We start from the raw sequence: 16,774 nt of genomic DNA on the forward strand, positions 1-16,774 counted from the left end.
AAGAGGGGCCCGATGACGGCATCAGGCCCAACAGCTAGGGCTGTGGCTTGTTAGCCCGCACCACCTGTTCCCTGAGAAAGTCCTGGTAGTAGTCGTAGAGCTTGTTCTGCCGATAGATCTCCGCCAGCTTGCCCTGCCTTATCAGTGTGCGCATGCCGGGATCCCAGAGCCCGTGCAACTGCCTGCCCTTCGGGGTATCGGCGAAGATGGGGTAGGTCGGGATCCAGCGCAGGAATACCTGTACCAGCTCGGGGGGAAGGGAGCCTTCGGGGTAGAGGGCGCCGTCGGTCAGGTAGTAACTGTAACGCCCCTTGAGCAGCAATTGCAGCGCCATCTCGTGGCTGTCTATCTCGAACCAGCGCATCGGCTCCGGGATGAACTTGTCAAAGGCCCACCCCCTCAGCCAGAGCACCTCCTGCTCCTTGAGGCTGTGCTCCCCTGCCCAGTGCGGCAGCCAGCGCTTTTGCATCACCACGCTCACGTAGTCCGCCGAGTCGGGGTAGTCGGGCTGATGGACCCCGGGCACTTCTCCCCGATAGACCCCCATCGCCATGTCCCCCTCCTTTTGCGACACCACCGCCAGTGCCCGTTTGTAAGGCACCATGTGAAGCTTCACCTCGTGCCCCAGGGGTTCATAGATGGCTCGAACCACATCCAGATAGACCCCCTTGCCGTCCCGGTGACAGAAGCCGGGCCAGTCGTCGCAATAGACGTGTATGGTGTCTGCCCGCACGAACGAGGTGATCAGCAGGCAACAGAACAGAAAAAGACGAACCATGAATATCCTCAGTGATATGGCACTCGGCAGATGCTCACCGCCGGACGGCCCGTTCAGGCATACAGATAGCATAGAAAAACAGAGTCCCGGCCGACATTTTCCCCATTTTGCGAGCGGGTCGAGGGTTATTGTCGCCCCACAGCGTATCATGGCAAACAAGATTCATTAGTAGCCCAACTTGAGGGGAGATTCTCATGCCAACCATCAAATCCCTGCTCTGCCCCGTCGATTTCTCCGAGATGTCCAGAGCGGTACTCGACTACGCCGTCTTCATGGCCAACACCCACCAGGCCGAGCTCAAACTGGTCCACGTGGTGGATCAGCTGCACGGCTTCGACAGCTACAAGATCCTGCACATGACGGCCATCGAGATCACCCACGAGATGGAACGCCAGGCCAAGAGTCAGCTCAAGGAACTGGTCGCCTGCCTGCCCATTCCGGCCAAGTTCGAGGTCCGTTTTGGCCGCGCCGCCGATGAAATCGTCCTCCAGGCGAAGGAAGACAAGGTGGATCTCGTGGTCATGGGCAGCCATGGCCGCTCCGGCATCACCCACCTGCTGGTGGGCAGCGTGGCGGAATCCGTGGTGCGCCACGTTCCCTGCCCTGTGCTGGTGGTCCGCAAATAATCCCCGCCTGATGCGCCAAGGCCAGCATATGCTGGCCTTTTTGCTGTTCATTGCCATGGGATACTCATCTCAGAACCGGTGCACGAGGGATAACGAGAGGTCGTCGGCAAGGTAGAGCGCCGCCCACCAGTCCTGGTGACGCCCTCGCAGCAGGCTCACGGGCAAGGTCTCAGCCATGGGCATAGATGACGCTCCCTCCCTTGATGGTGTCGATGATGGCCCTGGACTGCTCCCTTGGCAGGGCCGGGCATCCCCAGCTGCGCCCCAGCTTGTCAAACTTCTGCAGATGCCTGGGGCTGGCGTAGTCCGCCCCGTGCACCACGATGGCGCGCTTGCGGACATTGCTGTTCTTGCCGGGACTGAGGCCGTCGAGACGCAGGGAGTAACCGTGCTTGCCCTGATAGGTCTCGGCGGTGCGGTAGACCCCCAGGGAACTTTGCCGGGAATTCATCTGATTGGAGAACTGGCGGGCGGCCAGCTCCCCCGAATTGCGGCCGTGGCTGACCCAGGTGTGGTAGAGCAGCTTGTGGCGCTTGACGTCGATGACGAACAGCCGGCGCATGGTCGAGGGCTTGCTGTAGTCGATGATGGTGAGAATGGGTTTTCGCTTGTGGCGCACGCTCTGGTAACCGTCCAGGGCCTTGCGAAACACGCGGCTGTCGAGCTTGCCGGCCAGGCCGAGCTGACGATAGAGATCCTGGTCCCAGCTGGCGTGGCTGGCGCCGCTGAAACAGAGCGCCCCCAGCAGCAGTGGCAGGCTCAGCCAGAGGCTGCCCCACCACGCACTCCTATCCTGTCCCTTCATCCTTGAAGTTGCTCCCCTTGCTGTCGCTGGCCTGATGCCCCGGGTGACACCGCATCCTGCTGGATAGTTATATGCAAGCCATTGATTGCGAGCAATAAAAAAGCACAAAAATGCCGACCTGAGTCGGCATTGTCCTGCTTGCTGAGCGTGCCTGGATCAGGCACGGCTGAGATAATCCGCCTGCCCCACCCACTTGTAGCTGGTGAGTTCGGTCAGCCCCATGGGGCCACGGGCGTGAAGCATCTGGGTCGAGACCGCCACCTCGGCCCCGAGGCCAAACTGGCCACCGTCGGTGAAGCGGGTGGAGGCGTTGACATAGACCGCCGCCGAACCGGCCCCGTTGACGAAACGCTTGGCATTGGCGAGGGAGTTGGTCAGGATGGCATCGGAGTGGCCGGCGTTGTGCTCGCGCATATGGGCGAGCGCCTCGTTGACGTCCGCCACCACCTTGACCCCCAGGGTCAGCCCCAGCCACTCGGTGTCGAAATCTTCCGGCCCCGCGTCGCACAGGTTGTCGCTGCCAGCCAGCAGCGCCATGGCATTGGGCGCGCCCACCAGGGTCACCTTGCGCTCGTTCATCAGAGCCACCAGTTGCGGCAGCAAGGTGGCCGCCACCTTCTCGTGTACCAGCAGGGTATCGAGGGCATTGCAGGCGGAGGGGCGCTGCACCTTGGCGTTCTCGATGACCGCCAGGGAACGCGCCAGATCGGCGCTCTCGTCCACGAAGATGTGGCTGATACCGAACCCGCCGATGATGACGGGGATGGAGCTGTTCTCCTTGCACATCTTGTGAAGACCCGCACCGCCGCGGGGGATGATCATGTCCACGTAGCGGTCAAGGCGCAGCAACTCGGCCACCAGCGCCCTGTCCGGATTGTCGATGTACTGCACCGCCGCCTCGGGCAGGCCGGACGCTGCCAGGGCATGCTGGATCACCCGCACCAGCTCCAGGTTGGAGTGGAAGGTCTCGCGACCGCCGCGCAGAATGCTGGCGTTGCCGGTCTTGAGGCAGAGGCTGGCGATGTCGATGGTGACGTTGGGGCGCGCCTCGTAGATGACGCCGATGACCCCGATGGGCACCCGGCGACGGGAGAGGCGCAGGCCGTTCTCCAGCACCCGGCTGTCGATTTCGGCCCCGACCGGATCGTCCAGGGTGATCACCTTGCGCACATCCGCCACTATGCCGGCAAGGCGCGCCGGGTTGAGCAGCAGGCGATCCAGCATGGCTTCCGTGAGCCCCGCCTCGCGCCCGGCGGCGATGTCTTTCTCGTTGGCCGCCAGGATCTGGGCACTGCGTGCTTCCAGTTCATCGGCGATGGCCGCCAGCGCCCGGTTCTTCTGTGCCGTGCTGACGGTGGCCAGTTGATAGGCGGCTTCACGGGCCGCCTGCCCCATTTTCTCCAGACTCATCACAGTTCCCTTTTGTTCATGCGGTGCCGCCCTCTTCAGAGCAGCACCATGTCATCACGGTGGATGGCCACGGCCCCATAGCCGTAACCCAATACCTGTTCAATCTGATCCGAGTGGACACCCCGCAGCCGATCCAGCTCCAGATGGTCGTAACGGCAGATACCGCGAGCCAGCTCGCTCCCCTTGGGATCCAAGATACGCACCACGTCGCCACGCACGAAATCACCCTTCACTGCGACGATGCCCTTGGGCAGCAGGCTGGAGCCCTTCTCCTGCATGGCGGCCACGGCCCCCTGATCCACCTGCACTTCGCCGTGAGGAGGGGGCCCTGCCAGGATCCAGCTCTTGCGCCCTTCCAGGGGGGATGCCAGGGCCGGGAACAGGGTCCCCACCCGCTCCCCGGCGGCGAGGCGGCCGATCACTTCCGGGATCTGGCCGGTGGCGATCACCACGTCCACCCCGGCGCGGCGCGCCACGTCGGCTGCCTGCAGCTTGGTGGCCATGCCACCGGTGCCAAGGCCGCTCACGCTGTCACCGGCAAGGGAGCGCAGGGTGTCATCTATGGTCTGCACCTCTTCGATGAGCTGGGCATCCGGGTTGGTGCGCGGGTCGGCGGTGAAGAGCCCCTTCTGATCCGTGAGCAGGATCAGCAAGTCCGCATCCGCCAGGATGGCGGCACGGGCGGAGAGGTTGTCGTTGTCCCCCACCTTGATCTCGGCGGTGGCCACGGCGTCGTTCTCGTTGATGACGGGGATGATGCGGTGATCGAGCAGAGTGCGCAGGGTGTCGCGGGCATTGAGGTAGCGTTCCCTGTCTTCCAGGTCGGCGCGGGTCAGCAGCATCTGGCCGATGTGCAGCCCGTAGAGGTTGAACAGGTCCTGCCATACCCGGATGAGCTGGGTCTGACCCACCGCCGCCAGCATCTGTTTGTTCGGCAGGGTAGGCGCCAGCGGAGGGTGGCCCAGATGCTCACGACCGGCGGCGATGGCCCCCGACGTGACCAGCACGACACGGTGCCCGTGTCGATGCAAGGCGGCACATTGTCTGACCAGCTCGACCATGTGGGCACGGTTGAGGCGGGCAGATCCCCCGGTGAGCACGCTGGTGCCCAGTTTGACGACTATGGTTCTGTTTTCCATGGGAACGAAGGGTTAGAAAAGTAAGGAATCCCTTTATACCCACGGCCCCCCTGCCCTGCAAGGCAATTAAGCCTCGCCAGGCAGTTGCGGGCTCGGTGACAAAGCATCGGGGTACCCCGCACCGGGAAGATGCGGGGCTTGGGGATCAGGCTGCCGTCACGCTCAGTTCGGCAGTCACCTGCTTCGCGGGGGATAGGGTGCACTCCAGCTGGGTCAGCTTGCCGCTGATGAGCTTGTAGAAATGTTGCAGGGTGCGTTCCACTTCCGCCTGATGCTTCTTGGGCAGCGCCTTGTCGATCCACTCCCCGTCCGCGTTGTAGAACCCCGTCTGATAGTGGTAGCTGAAGCTGTGATCCGCCTGCTCCAGCACCAGCCACCAGCCCCAGAACTCCCGCTTGTCCGGGGCAGGCTTGGCGCTGACACAGACTGACAGGCAGTCAAAGCGGTAGCGGCCCTCCTCGCACAGGTCTTCACGCAAATAGGGGCCAATGGCCGCGAACTGCCGCAGCAATCGCTTGTAAGTCACTCTTTCTGACATGCTAACCTCCCTGTTGAACAAGCCATACCATCACATGGTGATGTTACATTTTTTGTTTTATATCATGTACATAAGTGCTTTTTGAGCCAGTCTACCGTCTCTTTCAGTGCCTCGTCATAGACCTCGAGCAGTGGCTGCTTGTCAAACACCACCGCCTTGCCGTTGCGACTCGCAGCGGCCAATGCCCGGACATCCTGCTCGGGACAAATAAAATCTTTCTTGTGCCCGATACTCAATATCGGCACGGAAGTGCGACTCCCCAGCAATCCCTGGGTCTTGAGGGAGAAGACCTGACACTTGGTGCGCAGCAGATCCCACTGGGCCGCGTCCGCCCCCAGCCGGTTCGCCAGCCCGTCGCGCATCATGCGCGGGCAGCGGGCGAACATCTCCTGATTGGTGAACACCTGGTTGATGCCGGCACCGATGCAGACCACGGTCCTAAGCTTGAATGGCTCGACGAAGGCGAGACGGGCCGCCACATTGCCGGCGAGGCGGAACCCCACCATGGCGATGCGCTGGTGATCGACCCAGGCCACCTCCGAGAGGTAGTTGAGCACCGCCTGGTGCAGGCGGCTGGTGTCCTGCACCAGGGGCCAGTGCTCGGCATAGCCGGTGCCCGGCATGTCCAGGGAAAGCATCCCGATGCCATGGGGCTCGAGACACTTGAAATAGAAGTTGAGGAAGTCCACCTGAAGCGAATCGATGCCACCGCTGACGATGACCAGGGGCACAGGTTTCTCGGTGGTGGGCAGATGCAGGTAGCCCTGGATGGTCTTGCCCCGAAACGGGACCTGCAACTCCTTGAGGGGCACCTTGAACAGGCGTCCGGCCTCGCGATAGGCCATGTTGCCGAGCAACTGGGCCTGATCCGCCAGCTCGTCGTGCTTGAGGTGGGGGTAGCTTGCGATGGAGTAGTAGCGCACTGCCTTGAGCAGGCTCTTCAGCGCCGCGGCGCGATCCCCTTCCCCCAGCAGCGTCCGCCCCGTATTGAAATAATGGCCGGCGAGCTGGCTCCACTCATAGACCCAGTTGCCGGGCACATAGCCCTTGATGGTGTCCAGATAGCGTTCGTGACTGCGCTCCCCCTGCCCCATGGCGATGTGCGCCAGGGTCTGCTCCACCTCGACGGGATCGGCCCCCTGCCAGGCCCAGGTCGGTCTGCGCAGCAGGCGATACCAGCGGGGCGACAGGGCGCCATCGATGAAGCTGTCAGACAGTGCGCTGTCTTGCTCGTCGACGGGGCTCGAGTTGGAGACTTCGGAAGTTTCCAATACCTTTTTGACCCGGGTAAACAGCTTTTCCGTCAGATTGGTATCGTCGTTTGGTTCCAAAATGGTGGCTCTTCTGTCTCAAACAATGTCCCATCTTAACCACTTTTCACATCGAGCAGCCACACCAGAAACGCATTGAGCCCCAAAAGGGGCTCAATGTGGTCAACCTTGCATCACGACGGTTCAGTCAGCACCCGAATACCGGGGAGTCACTGGTCGCGACCGGTGCAGCGATTACGCTTCGTCGCAGATCGGCTTGGCAAACTCCAGCGCCATGTCCCAGGGCTGTTCAATCCAGGTGTCCTGCGGAATGGCGACTTCGAAGTCATCCACCAGGGGTTCGCCCATGGGCTTGGCGAAGATGGTGATGAACTTGGCTCTGGGGTAGAGCTCGCGGATCGCCTTGGCGGTGCCGCCGGTGTCCACCAGATCGTCCACCACCAGCCAGCCTTCGCCGTCACCTGCGGTGGTGGCAGCCTTCACCACCACCAGCTCGCGCTGGTTGTCGTGGTCATAGCTGGAGATGCAGAGGGTTTCGACATTGCGAATGCCAAGTTCGCGGGCCATCAGGGCCGCAGGCACCAGACCACCGCGACTGACGGCGATGATCCCTTTCCACTGGCTGACAGGCAGTTGACGACGGGCCAGACGGCGCGCTTCGCGTTGCAGGTTATCCCACGATACATAGAACTTTTTTGGCATGCTATCGATCTCAACGAGTTATAAAGCAATCACTTATGAGGCGAAACCCGGCAAAGAGACGGGTTCGGGTCAATTCTGGCACCCCGTTTCCCGAATTTTGCTTGCACTTTTTCGGCCTCGGGGCTGACGCCTCGGCGGCAAAAACGGATGCAATGCGAACAGGGATGGGGTGTAGCTGGCGGCCATGTCGGGTGGACTCCCGAGCTCGGGCCGGCTGTTGGGCCGGTATGATAGCACTCTTTATGGATAAATTGAGCGGCAAACGTATGCGAAAAACAGGAAATGTCCGCCATCTCCCGCTCTGTCGCCCTTTTGGGAGGGCTCCGACGACACCGACAGGTTGGCCGTTTGACACACATTCCATGACATTCGGGCAAAAAAATAGCAGGGGGAGGAGAGGATCCTCACACACCTGCTGCTGTTACCTGTGACGCCTGCGAGCCTTAACGGCGGGTGGCGTAGGGATTCGGGTAGTTGAAGCCCTGGGTATAGAGAGATTGGGCAAACCAATAGGTTGAATTGCTGCCTGACATCATAAACTCCTGATTGCTTAACAAGTTACGTACCTTAATGCGGGTTCACATCCTTGAACTGACACTCGGTTCCATGGAGGCGCACTTGCTTTGCTTCGGTTCCCTGGAGGCATTGATTGTCATCCTGACAAGTGGGCTGGCCACGGCGGCTAATTTACCACCCGGCGCCCAAAAGACAATATTTTTGTGACTGACATCACAAAATTGATGTTGTGCTGACACAAATAAGGCAGGTAGTGAAGTTCGCCATCCATGCTCCCTTTCCCAGCACAAGCAGAGCGTCATTTGCGCTGATCGCTCACATTTTTGCGTGATTGACTGTATTATCGTTATCCTCTTCCCCGGCCCGCAGAGTGGGGCCCGACATTTTCCATGCTGGTAAGGAGTCCCGACGTGGCACAGCTCAGTTCTCTGTCTCCCAAGTTGATTTGGCAATTCTTCGAGCAGATCTGCTCCATCCCCCACCCCTCCAAGCACGAAGCCCAACTGAGCGCCTGGATCGTCGCATGGGCCCAGGGAGAAGGCCTGGCGGTCAAGCAAGATGCCGTCGGCAACATCATCATCAAGAAACCGGCCACGCCGGGGATGGAAAACCGCAAGGCCGTGGTGCTGCAAGCCCACATCGACATGGTGCCCCAGGCCAACGCCGACACCCAGCACGACTTCACCACCGATCCCATCGATGCCTACATCGATGGCGAATGGGTCACCGCCCGTGGTACCACCCTGGGTGCCGACAACGGCATGGGCATGGCGGGTTGCCTGGCCGTGCTGGCCGACAAGACCATCAAGCACGGCCCGCTGGAAGTGCTGCTGACCACCGACGAGGAGACCGGCATGACCGGCGCCTTCGGTCTGGAAGCGGGCTGGCTGGAGGGCGAGATCCTGCTCAACACCGACTCCGAAGAGGATGGCGAGGTCTACATGGGCTGCGCCGGCGGGGTCGATGCCAATATCCGCTTCCCCCTGGAGCTGGTCGCTGCCACCGAGGGTGAAGGTTTCGAGCTGCAGGTCAAGGGCCTGCGCGGCGGCCACTCCGGGGTCGACATCCATCGCGGCCGCGGCAACGCCAACAAGCTGCTGGTCCGTCTGCTCAAGGCCGCCGAACCGCTGGGGGTGCGCCTTGGCGATCTCAGCGGCGGCACCCTGCGCAACGCCATCCCCCGCGAGGCCCGTGCCAGCCTGCTGGTGCCCACCGCCAGCGTGGCTGACTTCAAGGCCCTGGTGGACCGCTACGCCGGCATCTATCAGAGCGAGCTGGCCGCCACCGAGGCCAACCTCACCGTGCTGCTCACCGCCCGGGAGAAACCGGCCCAGCTCATGAGCGAGTCCCTGCAAAGCCGCCTGCTGGATGCCCTGATGGCCTGCCCGAACGGGGTGATGCGCATGAGCGACGCCATCCCGGGCGTGACCGAGACCTCCACCAACCTGGGTGTCATCAAGACACTCGAGGGGGAAGTCTATGTGCAGTGCCTGATCCGCTCCCTCATCGATTCCGGTCGCGAGAACATCGAGCAGATGACCCGCTCCCTGTTCACCCTGGCCGGCGCCAGCTGCGAGTTCACCGGCGCCTACCCGGGTTGGGCCCCGAACGTTGACTCACCGGTCATGGCACTGGTGCGAAGCAGCTACCAGACCCTGTTTGGCGAGATGCCGAACGTCATGGTGATCCACGCAGGCCTCGAGTGCGGTCTGTTCAAGAGCGCCTACCCGGACTGGGACATGGTCTCCTTCGGCCCGACCATCCGTGGCGCCCACGCACCGGGGGAGAAGGTACACATCCCGGCGGTCGAGCGTTTCTGGCAACTGCTGGTTCACGTGCTGGAACATATCCCGGCCAAGTAAGCCAACTCACGACCATACCGATGCCCCGCCCCGTGCGGGGCATCTTTTTTGTCCTCCCTCCTCGGCCACCTCTCTCATATCCCCGACTCCATACGTGGCACTGGCATGAAACCGTATCCATGAACAGGTCTGCATTTGAAAACCCTTTCCATGATTTATGTAAATTTACAACACAAAAAGTTGATCCAGCTCACATATGCCCCTAGGATCAGAACGTGACCAAGGTCACACAACCCATGAACCACAGAGAAACGAGGTCATCATATGTTCGAGAATCTGGCAGTGCTGTTCCACCTGAAGGGTGCAACCAGCAAGAAAGGTGCTGAAGAGAAAGACACTTATGCGCCTGCAACCCGCAATTACTACTTCCGTTATGGCGCCTGATATCGCCTGTCCGGAAGTTGAAATTAGCAACGTAATAAAACTACAAAACAACTCAGCAATCCACACAGCAGCCACCCCCATCGGGGCGCTGTCCTGCCCGGGCCAGAATTTCCACGGCCAAACCTGAACTCCAACCATGAAGATGGGGCCCGCAGGCCCCATTTTTTTATCCCGTTTCCGCCTTTATTGCGCCTCCTCGGTGCCACCTTGCAGCGATGCCGGTCGCGACGCGGCGGGCGCCGGCATCATATCGCCTTTCCCAACGGGACCGCCTCCTGCACGGGCAAGGGGAAATGGCAGGCCACCTGATGCCCCTGCCCGCCGCACGCCTCAAGGGCGGGCGAGCGGGTGCGGCACAGATCCGTTGCATGGGGACAGCGCTGGTGAAAGTGGCAGCCACTCGGCGGCGAGATGGGGGACGGCACATCCCCCGTAAGCAGGATGCGCTGGCTGCGCCGCCGTGGATCCGGCACCGGAATGGCGGAGATGAGGGCCTGGGTATAGGGATGGCGCGGTGCCAGGTAGAGTGCCTGGGCCTCGGCCAGCTCGACGATCCGGCCCAGATACATCACCGCAATCCTGTCCGAGATGTGCTTGACCACCGACAGGTCATGGGCGATGAAAATGATGGCGAGGTTCATCTCCCGCTGCAGATTGAGCAGCAGGTTCACGATCTGGGACTGCACCGACACGTCGAGCGCCGACACCGCCTCGTCACACACCAGCAGCTTGGGCTTGAGGGCGATGGCGCGGGCGATGCCGATGCGCTGTCGCTGGCCGCCAGAGAACTCATGGGGATAGCGATCCACCGCGCTGCCGGGCAAACCGACTTTCTCCAGCAGCTCCTGCACCCATGTCCGGCGCTGTTCGGCGTTGCCCTTGCCGTGGATGATGAAAGGCTCCTCCAGGATCTGCCCAACCGTGTGGCGGCTGTTGAGGGATTCTGCGGGATCCTGGAACACGATCTGCATCTCCTGACGCAGGGATCGCATCTCCTTGGGCGAGAGGTGGGTGATGTCACGCCCCTCGAAGGTGATGGAGCCGGCGCTCGGCTCGAACAGCTTGAGCAACGAACGCCCCAAGGTGGATTTGCCGCATCCCGACTCTCCCACCAGGCCAAGGGTCTCCCCCTGCCTGAGATCAAAGCTGATGCCATCCACCGCGTAGACGGTGTATTGCTTGCGCAAGAAACCGCCACCCATCTTGAAATGCTGCTTTAAATTGCTTACCGACAACAAGCTGGTCATGACTTTCATCCCCGACGATTCATGGCAGCAGACGACCTGGTCGCCTTCCCGCCGCCTGGCTGCCCTGCGACACCCCGTACCCACACCAGGCCGTTCATAGGCTCACCTCCTTCCAGTGGTGGCAGGCCACCCCGTGGCGTTCGCTCAACTGCTCGGTCATCGGTATGGTCTCCACGCAAAGGGGCGTGGCATGGGGGCAGCGGTTGGAGAAACGGCACCCCGCCGGCATCTCGTGCAGGGCGGGCACCTGACCCTTGATGGTCTTGAGCAGGCTCTTTGGCACATCTTCCAGACGCGGGATCGAGGCCATCAGACCATGAGTATAGGGATGGCGCGGGTGGTCAAACAGTTCATAGATATCGGCCCGCTCCACCGCACGCCCGGCATACATCACCACCACCTCGTCGCACAGCTCCGCCACCACCCCGAGATCGTGGGTGATGAAGATGATGGCCATGCCGGTCTGGGCTTGCAGCTCCTTCATCAGATCCAGGATCTGGGCCTGGATGGTCACATCGAGCGCCGTGGTCGGCTCGTCGCAGATGAGCAGGGCAGGTTCGCAGGCCAGCGCCATGGCGATCATCACCCGCTGGCGCATGCCGCCGGAAAGATTGTGGGGATAAGCAGCGAAACGCTGGGCAGGCTCGGGGATCCCCACCTTCTTCAACATGGCGATGGCGGCGTCACGGCGCTGGGCCTTGCTGTAATCGGGGCGGTGGAGGCGAAACACCTCCATCAGCTGATCGCCGACCGTCTGCACCGGGTTGAGGGCCGTCATGGGCTCCTGAAAGATCATGGAGATACGGTTGCCACGCACCTTGTACATCTGCTCCGGCGGCAGATTGAGCAGCTCCTCCCCCTGAAAGCGGATGGAGCCCGCCACCACCTGACCGTGGGGCCTTGGCAGCAACCCCATGATGGCCAGCGAGGTGACGCTCTTGCCGCAGCCGGACTCGCCGACTATCCCCAGGGTCTTGCCCGGGGCGACCTGGAAGCTGACCCCGTCGAGCACCTTGATCTTGCCGTCGTCGACGGCGAACTCCACCTCGAGATCCCGCACCTCGAGGATGGGGGACAGAGACTGCCCCTCATGATCGCTGGTGCCGGGGGCGGTGACCTGTGTGTTGGGCATGACTGCTGCTCCCTTCTGGGCCACATCAATGATGTGCATAGGTCTTGTCGATCAGGGTGATGGGGGCCAGCGCCTTGCCGTCAGCCTTGGCCTTCTGGGTCTCCTCCTTCACCTTGGGATCGATCCAGAGCAGGCCGCCACTGCTGTGGGGATAGCCATCCATGGGCCAGTAGAGCAGATCCGGGGTGTTGCGGGTGGCGGGCACCTCCGGCAGCATCACATAGCGCCAGCTGCTGGCTCGCACGTAGTTGAGCTGAACCCCGGGCACGAAGATGGCGAGATCATAGATCCGCTGCTGGATCTGGTGGGAAAGCGCGGCCCGCTTGTCCATGTCGAACTCGACGTTGTAGGCGTCGATCAGGCTGTCGAGCGCTTTGTCAGCCACGTTGAACAGGTTGTTGGTCTGGGGCTTGTTGGCGTTGTCGGAGTGGAAGGACTCCCAGTATTGCGGATAGAGACCGCCGCCCCCCCAGCCAAGCCAGGCCGCCTCGTGTTTCTTCTCCAGCATCACCTTGAAGCCGGTGGCGCCATCCACCAGATTGAGCTCCAGATCCAGGCCCGCCTTCTTGGCCTCTTCCTTGAGCACGGTCAGCCGCTTGGAGTGCTCCTGGCTGGTGTAGGTGAGGGCCAGGGTGAGCCGCTCTCCCTTGTCGTTATGCAGGATGCCGTCCGGTCCCTGCTTGCCGTAGCCGCCCTTGGCGAAGTACTCCCGTGCCTTGGCGATGTCGTAGGCCCGCTCTGGCAGCGCGATGTCGGTGAAGGCCCCGAAGCCAGACCCGAAGGTGGTAGCGCGGTCATAGTCTCCATGCAGCACCGTCTCTATCATCTTGTCGATGTTGAAGGCGTGCTGGATGCCGAGCCGCACGTTGAGATCCGCCAGCTTGGGATTGGCCACGTTGAGGTGAACCCCCTGCCCCCCCTGCTTGGTGTCGGTCATGGCCATCACCTTCTGCACGTATCCCTGCTTGTACTCCGGTGTGACCGCCTTCTCATGCCACCAGTTGGGCAGGATCATCTCGAAGGTGTCCAGCTCCCCCTTGAGGAAGTGGCGGAACGCGATGTTGTGGTCGCGGATCACCTGCACCTTGATGGTGTCGAGGTTGAACCTGTGCTGGTTGTAGCGATCGTCTTTTGCCCACCACTCCTTCTGCTTGCTGAAGGTGACGGACTTGCCCTTTTTTACGTCGCTCATCACGTAGGGGCCCGTGGTGGGTACCACGGCCCAGTTGTACTGCTTCACCCAGTTCGGGCCCATCTTGTAGTAGTGCTTTGGCTGGGGCCACAGTTCGGTGGTGTTGAGGAGATCGAGCTTGGCCTTGCGGCTGCCCGCCTTGACCAGAATGGTGTGGTCGTCAATCTTCTCCACCGCCACCACCTCGGTGGTGTAGTAGTTGTTGAACCAGGGGCCCTTGATGTCCTTGGAGCGCATCATCTCGTAGCCGAAGGTGTAGTCATCGGCGGTGACCGGCTTGCCGTCGGACCACTTGGCGCGCGGGTCGAGTTTGAAATAGACGGTCTGGCTGTCCGGCGCGATGGCCCAGGCATTCGCCAGGGCCGGAATGGGGTTGCCCGTGTTGGGATGGAAGCTGATGAGCCTCATCTGGTTGTCGAGGATGAAGGAGCGGAACGAGCCGTTGGAATCCGGCCCCACGGTGCGAAACGTCAGCGGGAAGCTGTCGACGAAGAGATTGAGGTTGCCGCCGGGCAGCGCCTTGGGAGAGGCGAACACGGGGTCGGTGTCGTTGGTCTCCCACGTCAGATCCGCGGGCAGGCTAGCCGCCCACACCCAGGATCCGTTCAACAGCAGAAAGAGAGCACCTGTCCATTTGATTTTATTGTTCATGTTTGACTTCCTGGTCATGCCCCTGCACTGGGGGCGTCTTCATTAAGGGTCCTGTCGATGTGCCCTGGCAAGGCGCCACCGCTCACTGATAACGGGTAAATTTGCGCGGATCGAACGCCTCCCGGATGGCCTCCCCGATGAAGGAGACCATGATGAGCACCAGGCTCACCGCCGCCACCACCGAACTCACGATCCAGATGGCGTCGAGGTTGTTGATCCCCTGGGAGAGCAGCTCCCCCCAGCTCGGGGTCGGCGGCGCCAGGCCAAAGCCCAGGTAGTCCAGCGCCGTCAGGGTGGAGATGTTGCCCACCACGGCAAACGGGGCCAGGGTGACGATCATCATCAGGGTATTGGGCAGAATGTGGTTGAAGATGATGCGCCGGGTGCTCGCCCCCTGGGCCCGCGCCGCCATCACGTAGTCCCGCGCCCGCTCCTTGTAGGTGAGGGTGCGCATGTACCAGGTGATCCCCATCCAGCCGAACAGCACGTTGATACCGACGAACAGGCCGAAGTTCGGCTTGGCCAGGGAGACCAGGATCATGATGACGTAGAGGAAGGGCACCTGGGACCAGATCTCGATGAAACGCTGCATCAGGAGATCGAATCGACCGCCGAGGAACCCCATCATGCAGCCGATGCTGACCCCGATGACATAGCTCGCCACCAGCGCGATGAAGGCAAAGCCGATGGCGATGCGAAAGCCGTAGACCAGCCGTGCCAATACATCGCGACCGCTGGTGTCGGTGCCGAGGAAGTGGCGCTCCGCCAGGCTCGGGGCATAGGGCGGATAGGCTTCCTCCTTGAAGTCCTGCTCATAGGGGTTCCAGGGGACCAGGGGCAGCAACACCCAATCCCCCTTATCTTCCTTCGCAAATTGGCTCTTGAGCTGGCGGTAGTTGGTCTCGTACTCGTAGTCGAGCCCGAAGTGCTGGCCCGGGATCACGTCCCCATAGGTGGGGAAATAGAGCTCCCCCTGATAACTCACCGCCAGGGCCCGGCTGTTGACCAGCAGTTCCGCCAGCAGAGAGATGACCACCAGGACCGAAAAGATGACAAAGGAGTAGTAGCCGCGCTTTATCGACTTGAAGCGCTTGAGTTTTTTCAGCGTTACCGGATTCAGGTTCATGCTCACTCTCCAAACCGCACGCGGGGATCGACCAGGGCAACGCAGATGTCGGAGACAATGTTGCCCACCAGCATCAGCATGGAGGTGATGGCCAGAATGCCCATGACGGTGGGGTAATCCCGCTCGACGATGGCCTCATAACCGAGCAGGCCGATGCCGTCGATGTTGAAGATGGTCTCGATGAGGAAGGAGCCCCCGAAGAAGACGGTGAGCACCGACCCTAAGTGACTCGCGATGGGGATCAGGCTGTTGCGCATGGCGTGATCGGTCACCGCCTTGCGAAACGGCAGCCCCTTGGCCACGGCGGTGCGCACATAATCCGCCGACAGGTTCTCCATCAGGCTATTCTTCATGGTCATGGTGAGGATGGCGAAATCCCCGATGGCGTAGGCGATGAGCGGCAGCAGCGCGTGGGCGAAGACGGTGCGGATCTGATCCCAGCTGCTCTCCATACCGTCAAACTCGTCCCCCGGGAAGCCCCCCATGGGCAGCCACTCCAGATGGAACGCAAAGACGGTGATGAGGAAGATCCCCACCACGTAGGCGGGCAGCGCATAGGCCATGTAGATGAGCATCGAGCTCAGGGAATCGAAGCGGCTGTTGTGCCTGAGCGCCTTGGCCACCCCGAGCGGGATGGAGACGGCATAACTCAGCAGAAAGGTGGCGAGCCCGAAGAAGGCGGTCACCGGCAACCTCTCCTTGATGAGATCCCACACCGGCTCGTAATAACGGGTCGACTCCCCGAGATCCAGCACCGCCAGCTTCTGCAACCAGTCCCAGTAGGCGACCAGCATGGGCTTGTCGAGACCGTAGAACGCCTTGAGCTCTTCAATCTGTTCGTCGGAGAGTGCCTGCGCCCCCTTGCTGCCACTGGAGCGGCCGGACTCGTTTTGCGAGACCTGCGCCTGCAGCAGCATGCGCTCGACCGGGCCGCCCGGCACGAAGCGGGTGATGGTGAAGACGAGCAGGGTGATACCGAGAAACGTCGGGATGATCAAAAGCATCCGACGTAGGAAATACGACAGCATGGTGGAACCTCGTCCTTGTTGTTCTTTTATGGCCAGTCACATCCGGTGACGGGCCTATCCTTACCTGGCATTACTCACTGAATTGACTGGCATTGACAGACAATCCGGCTCGGTCACTGTAAAAGCTCTGCAACAAAAATCAAGTAGAACTCTGTCTGCAACCGGGAATGTCCCCCCGCAGCATATCCCGCGGATGATTTTTTCCAAAAAACCCAACTTCAATATAAAAAACTGCTACGCCTACCCGTCCAACTCGATTTTAATTATTAAAAAATTAATTACACAGGTGTTTCGCGAATTCAACTTCGAAGTGCGACACTCGCCTATGCCGCCTGACAGTACTCTTCGAATACCTTGACAGGCTGCC

General features: G+C 61.2%; 14 protein-coding genes. 2 read left to right on the forward strand and 12 right to left on the reverse strand.

What is annotated here, in order from left to right; all coding sequences use genetic code 11:
* Nucleotides 1-34: 34 nt before the first annotated feature.
* Nucleotides 35-778 (reverse strand): hypothetical protein, encoded by a 744-nt coding sequence (locus PG887_RS14320; RefSeq protein WP_270822030.1) that lies wholly within the window; start codon nucleotides 776-778, stop codon nucleotides 35-37.
* A gap of 194 nt (nucleotides 779-972) precedes the next feature.
* Here PG887_RS14320 and PG887_RS14325 point away from each other — a divergent pair, with 194 nt between their 5' ends.
* On the forward strand, nucleotides 973-1,404 hold the full coding sequence (locus tag PG887_RS14325) for a universal stress protein (RefSeq protein WP_266141639.1): 432 nt from the start codon (nucleotides 973-975) through the stop codon (nucleotides 1,402-1,404).
* A gap of 169 nt (nucleotides 1,405-1,573) precedes the next feature.
* Here the strand turns inward: PG887_RS14325 and PG887_RS14330 are convergent, their stop codons facing one another.
* The 6 genes from PG887_RS14330 to gpt form a co-directional block, all read right to left on the reverse strand.
* Nucleotides 1,574-2,209 (reverse strand): murein L,D-transpeptidase catalytic domain family protein, encoded by a 636-nt coding sequence (locus PG887_RS14330; protein WP_266141640.1) that lies wholly within the window; start codon nucleotides 2,207-2,209, stop codon nucleotides 1,574-1,576.
* Nucleotides 2,210-2,365: 156 nt separating this feature from the next.
* Nucleotides 2,366-3,619 (reverse strand): glutamate-5-semialdehyde dehydrogenase, encoded by a 1,254-nt coding sequence (locus tag PG887_RS14335; protein WP_270822032.1) that lies wholly within the window; start codon nucleotides 3,617-3,619, stop codon nucleotides 2,366-2,368.
* A 35-nt stretch (nucleotides 3,620-3,654) separates the two neighbouring features.
* Entirely contained in the window at nucleotides 3,655-4,758 is a 1,104-nt protein-coding gene (proB, locus tag PG887_RS14340; RefSeq protein ID WP_010675460.1) for a glutamate 5-kinase, read from the reverse strand.
* A 145-nt stretch (nucleotides 4,759-4,903) separates the two neighbouring features.
* Complete coding sequence (gene crl, locus PG887_RS14345) at nucleotides 4,904-5,296, reverse strand: sigma factor-binding protein Crl (protein WP_039040346.1); 393 nt, start codon at nucleotides 5,294-5,296, stop codon at nucleotides 4,904-4,906.
* 62 nt (nucleotides 5,297-5,358) lie between these two features.
* Entirely contained in the window at nucleotides 5,359-6,627 is a 1,269-nt protein-coding gene (gene frsA / locus PG887_RS14350; protein WP_041215706.1) for an esterase FrsA, read from the reverse strand.
* 174 nt (nucleotides 6,628-6,801) lie between these two features.
* The gene (gpt, locus tag PG887_RS14355; protein WP_039040347.1) at nucleotides 6,802-7,269 is read right to left on the reverse strand and encodes a xanthine phosphoribosyltransferase; all 468 of its coding nucleotides are present in this window, start codon (nucleotides 7,267-7,269) and stop codon (nucleotides 6,802-6,804) included.
* 926 nt (nucleotides 7,270-8,195) lie between these two features.
* Between gpt and PG887_RS14360 the strand changes: the two genes are divergently transcribed.
* Nucleotides 8,196-9,647 carry an aminoacyl-histidine dipeptidase gene (locus tag PG887_RS14360; RefSeq protein ID WP_198497891.1) on the forward strand — a complete coding sequence of 484 codons (1,452 nt, stop codon included), beginning with the start codon at nucleotides 8,196-8,198 and terminating at the stop codon, nucleotides 9,645-9,647.
* A gap of 629 nt (nucleotides 9,648-10,276) precedes the next feature.
* Here PG887_RS14360 and PG887_RS14365 read toward each other — a convergent pair.
* The 5 genes from PG887_RS14365 to PG887_RS14385 all read right to left on the reverse strand — a co-directional run bounded on the left by PG887_RS14365 (nucleotide 10,277) and on the right by PG887_RS14385 (nucleotide 16,407).
* Nucleotides 10,277-11,278: an ABC transporter ATP-binding protein gene (locus tag PG887_RS14365; RefSeq protein ID WP_041212969.1), complete on the reverse strand. Its 1,002-nt coding sequence runs from the start codon at nucleotides 11,276-11,278 to the stop codon at nucleotides 10,277-10,279.
* Nucleotides 11,279-11,372: 94 nt separating this feature from the next.
* Nucleotides 11,373-12,410: an ABC transporter ATP-binding protein gene (locus tag PG887_RS14370; protein WP_104456064.1), complete on the reverse strand. Its 1,038-nt coding sequence runs from the start codon at nucleotides 12,408-12,410 to the stop codon at nucleotides 11,373-11,375.
* Between the two features lie 25 nt (nucleotides 12,411-12,435).
* Nucleotides 12,436-14,253 (reverse strand): extracellular solute-binding protein, encoded by a 1,818-nt coding sequence (locus tag PG887_RS14375; RefSeq protein ID WP_270822034.1) that lies wholly within the window; start codon nucleotides 14,251-14,253, stop codon nucleotides 12,436-12,438.
* Between the two features lie 82 nt (nucleotides 14,254-14,335).
* Entirely contained in the window at nucleotides 14,336-15,379 is a 1,044-nt protein-coding gene (locus PG887_RS14380; protein WP_041212459.1) for an ABC transporter permease, read from the reverse strand.
* 2 nt (nucleotides 15,380-15,381) lie between these two features.
* Entirely contained in the window at nucleotides 15,382-16,407 is a 1,026-nt protein-coding gene (locus PG887_RS14385; protein ID WP_010675471.1) for an ABC transporter permease subunit, read from the reverse strand.
* Nucleotides 16,408-16,774 lie beyond the last annotated feature (367 nt).

The sequence above is a fragment of the Aeromonas sp. QDB14 genome, from assembly GCF_027707845.1.
GTDB classification, from domain to species: Bacteria; Pseudomonadota; Gammaproteobacteria; order Enterobacterales; family Aeromonadaceae; genus Aeromonas; species Aeromonas caviae.

Bases quoted from the DNA above. Each gene is read 5' to 3' on its own strand.
- PG887_RS14385 (WP_010675471.1), bottom strand. From the start codon at position 16,407: ATGCTGTCGTATTTCCTACGTCGGATGCTTTTGATCATCCCGACGTTT.
- PG887_RS14330 (WP_266141640.1), bottom strand. From the start codon at position 2,209: ATGAAGGGACAGGATAGGAGTGCGTGGTGGGGCAGCCTCTGGCTGAGC.
- PG887_RS14335 (WP_270822032.1), bottom strand. From the start codon at position 3,619: ATGAGTCTGGAGAAAATGGGGCAGGCGGCCCGTGAAGCCGCCTATCAA.
- PG887_RS14380 (WP_041212459.1), bottom strand. From the start codon at position 15,379: ATGAACCTGAATCCGGTAACGCTGAAAAAACTCAAGCGCTTCAAGTCG.
- proB (WP_010675460.1), bottom strand. From the start codon at position 4,758: ATGGAAAACAGAACCATAGTCGTCAAACTGGGCACCAGCGTGCTCACC.
- PG887_RS14365 (WP_041212969.1), bottom strand. From the start codon at position 11,278: ATGACCAGCTTGTTGTCGGTAAGCAATTTAAAGCAGCATTTCAAGATG.
- gpt (WP_039040347.1), bottom strand. From the start codon at position 7,269: ATGCCAAAAAAGTTCTATGTATCGTGGGATAACCTGCAACGCGAAGCG.
- PG887_RS14370 (WP_104456064.1), bottom strand. From the start codon at position 12,410: ATGCCCAACACACAGGTCACCGCCCCCGGCACCAGCGATCATGAGGGG.
- PG887_RS14375 (WP_270822034.1), bottom strand. From the start codon at position 14,253: ATGAACAATAAAATCAAATGGACAGGTGCTCTCTTTCTGCTGTTGAAC.
- PG887_RS14320 (WP_270822030.1), bottom strand. From the start codon at position 778: ATGGTTCGTCTTTTTCTGTTCTGTTGCCTGCTGATCACCTCGTTCGTG.
- crl (WP_039040346.1), bottom strand. From the start codon at position 5,296: ATGTCAGAAAGAGTGACTTACAAGCGATTGCTGCGGCAGTTCGCGGCC.
- PG887_RS14325 (WP_266141639.1), top strand. From the start codon at position 973: ATGCCAACCATCAAATCCCTGCTCTGCCCCGTCGATTTCTCCGAGATG.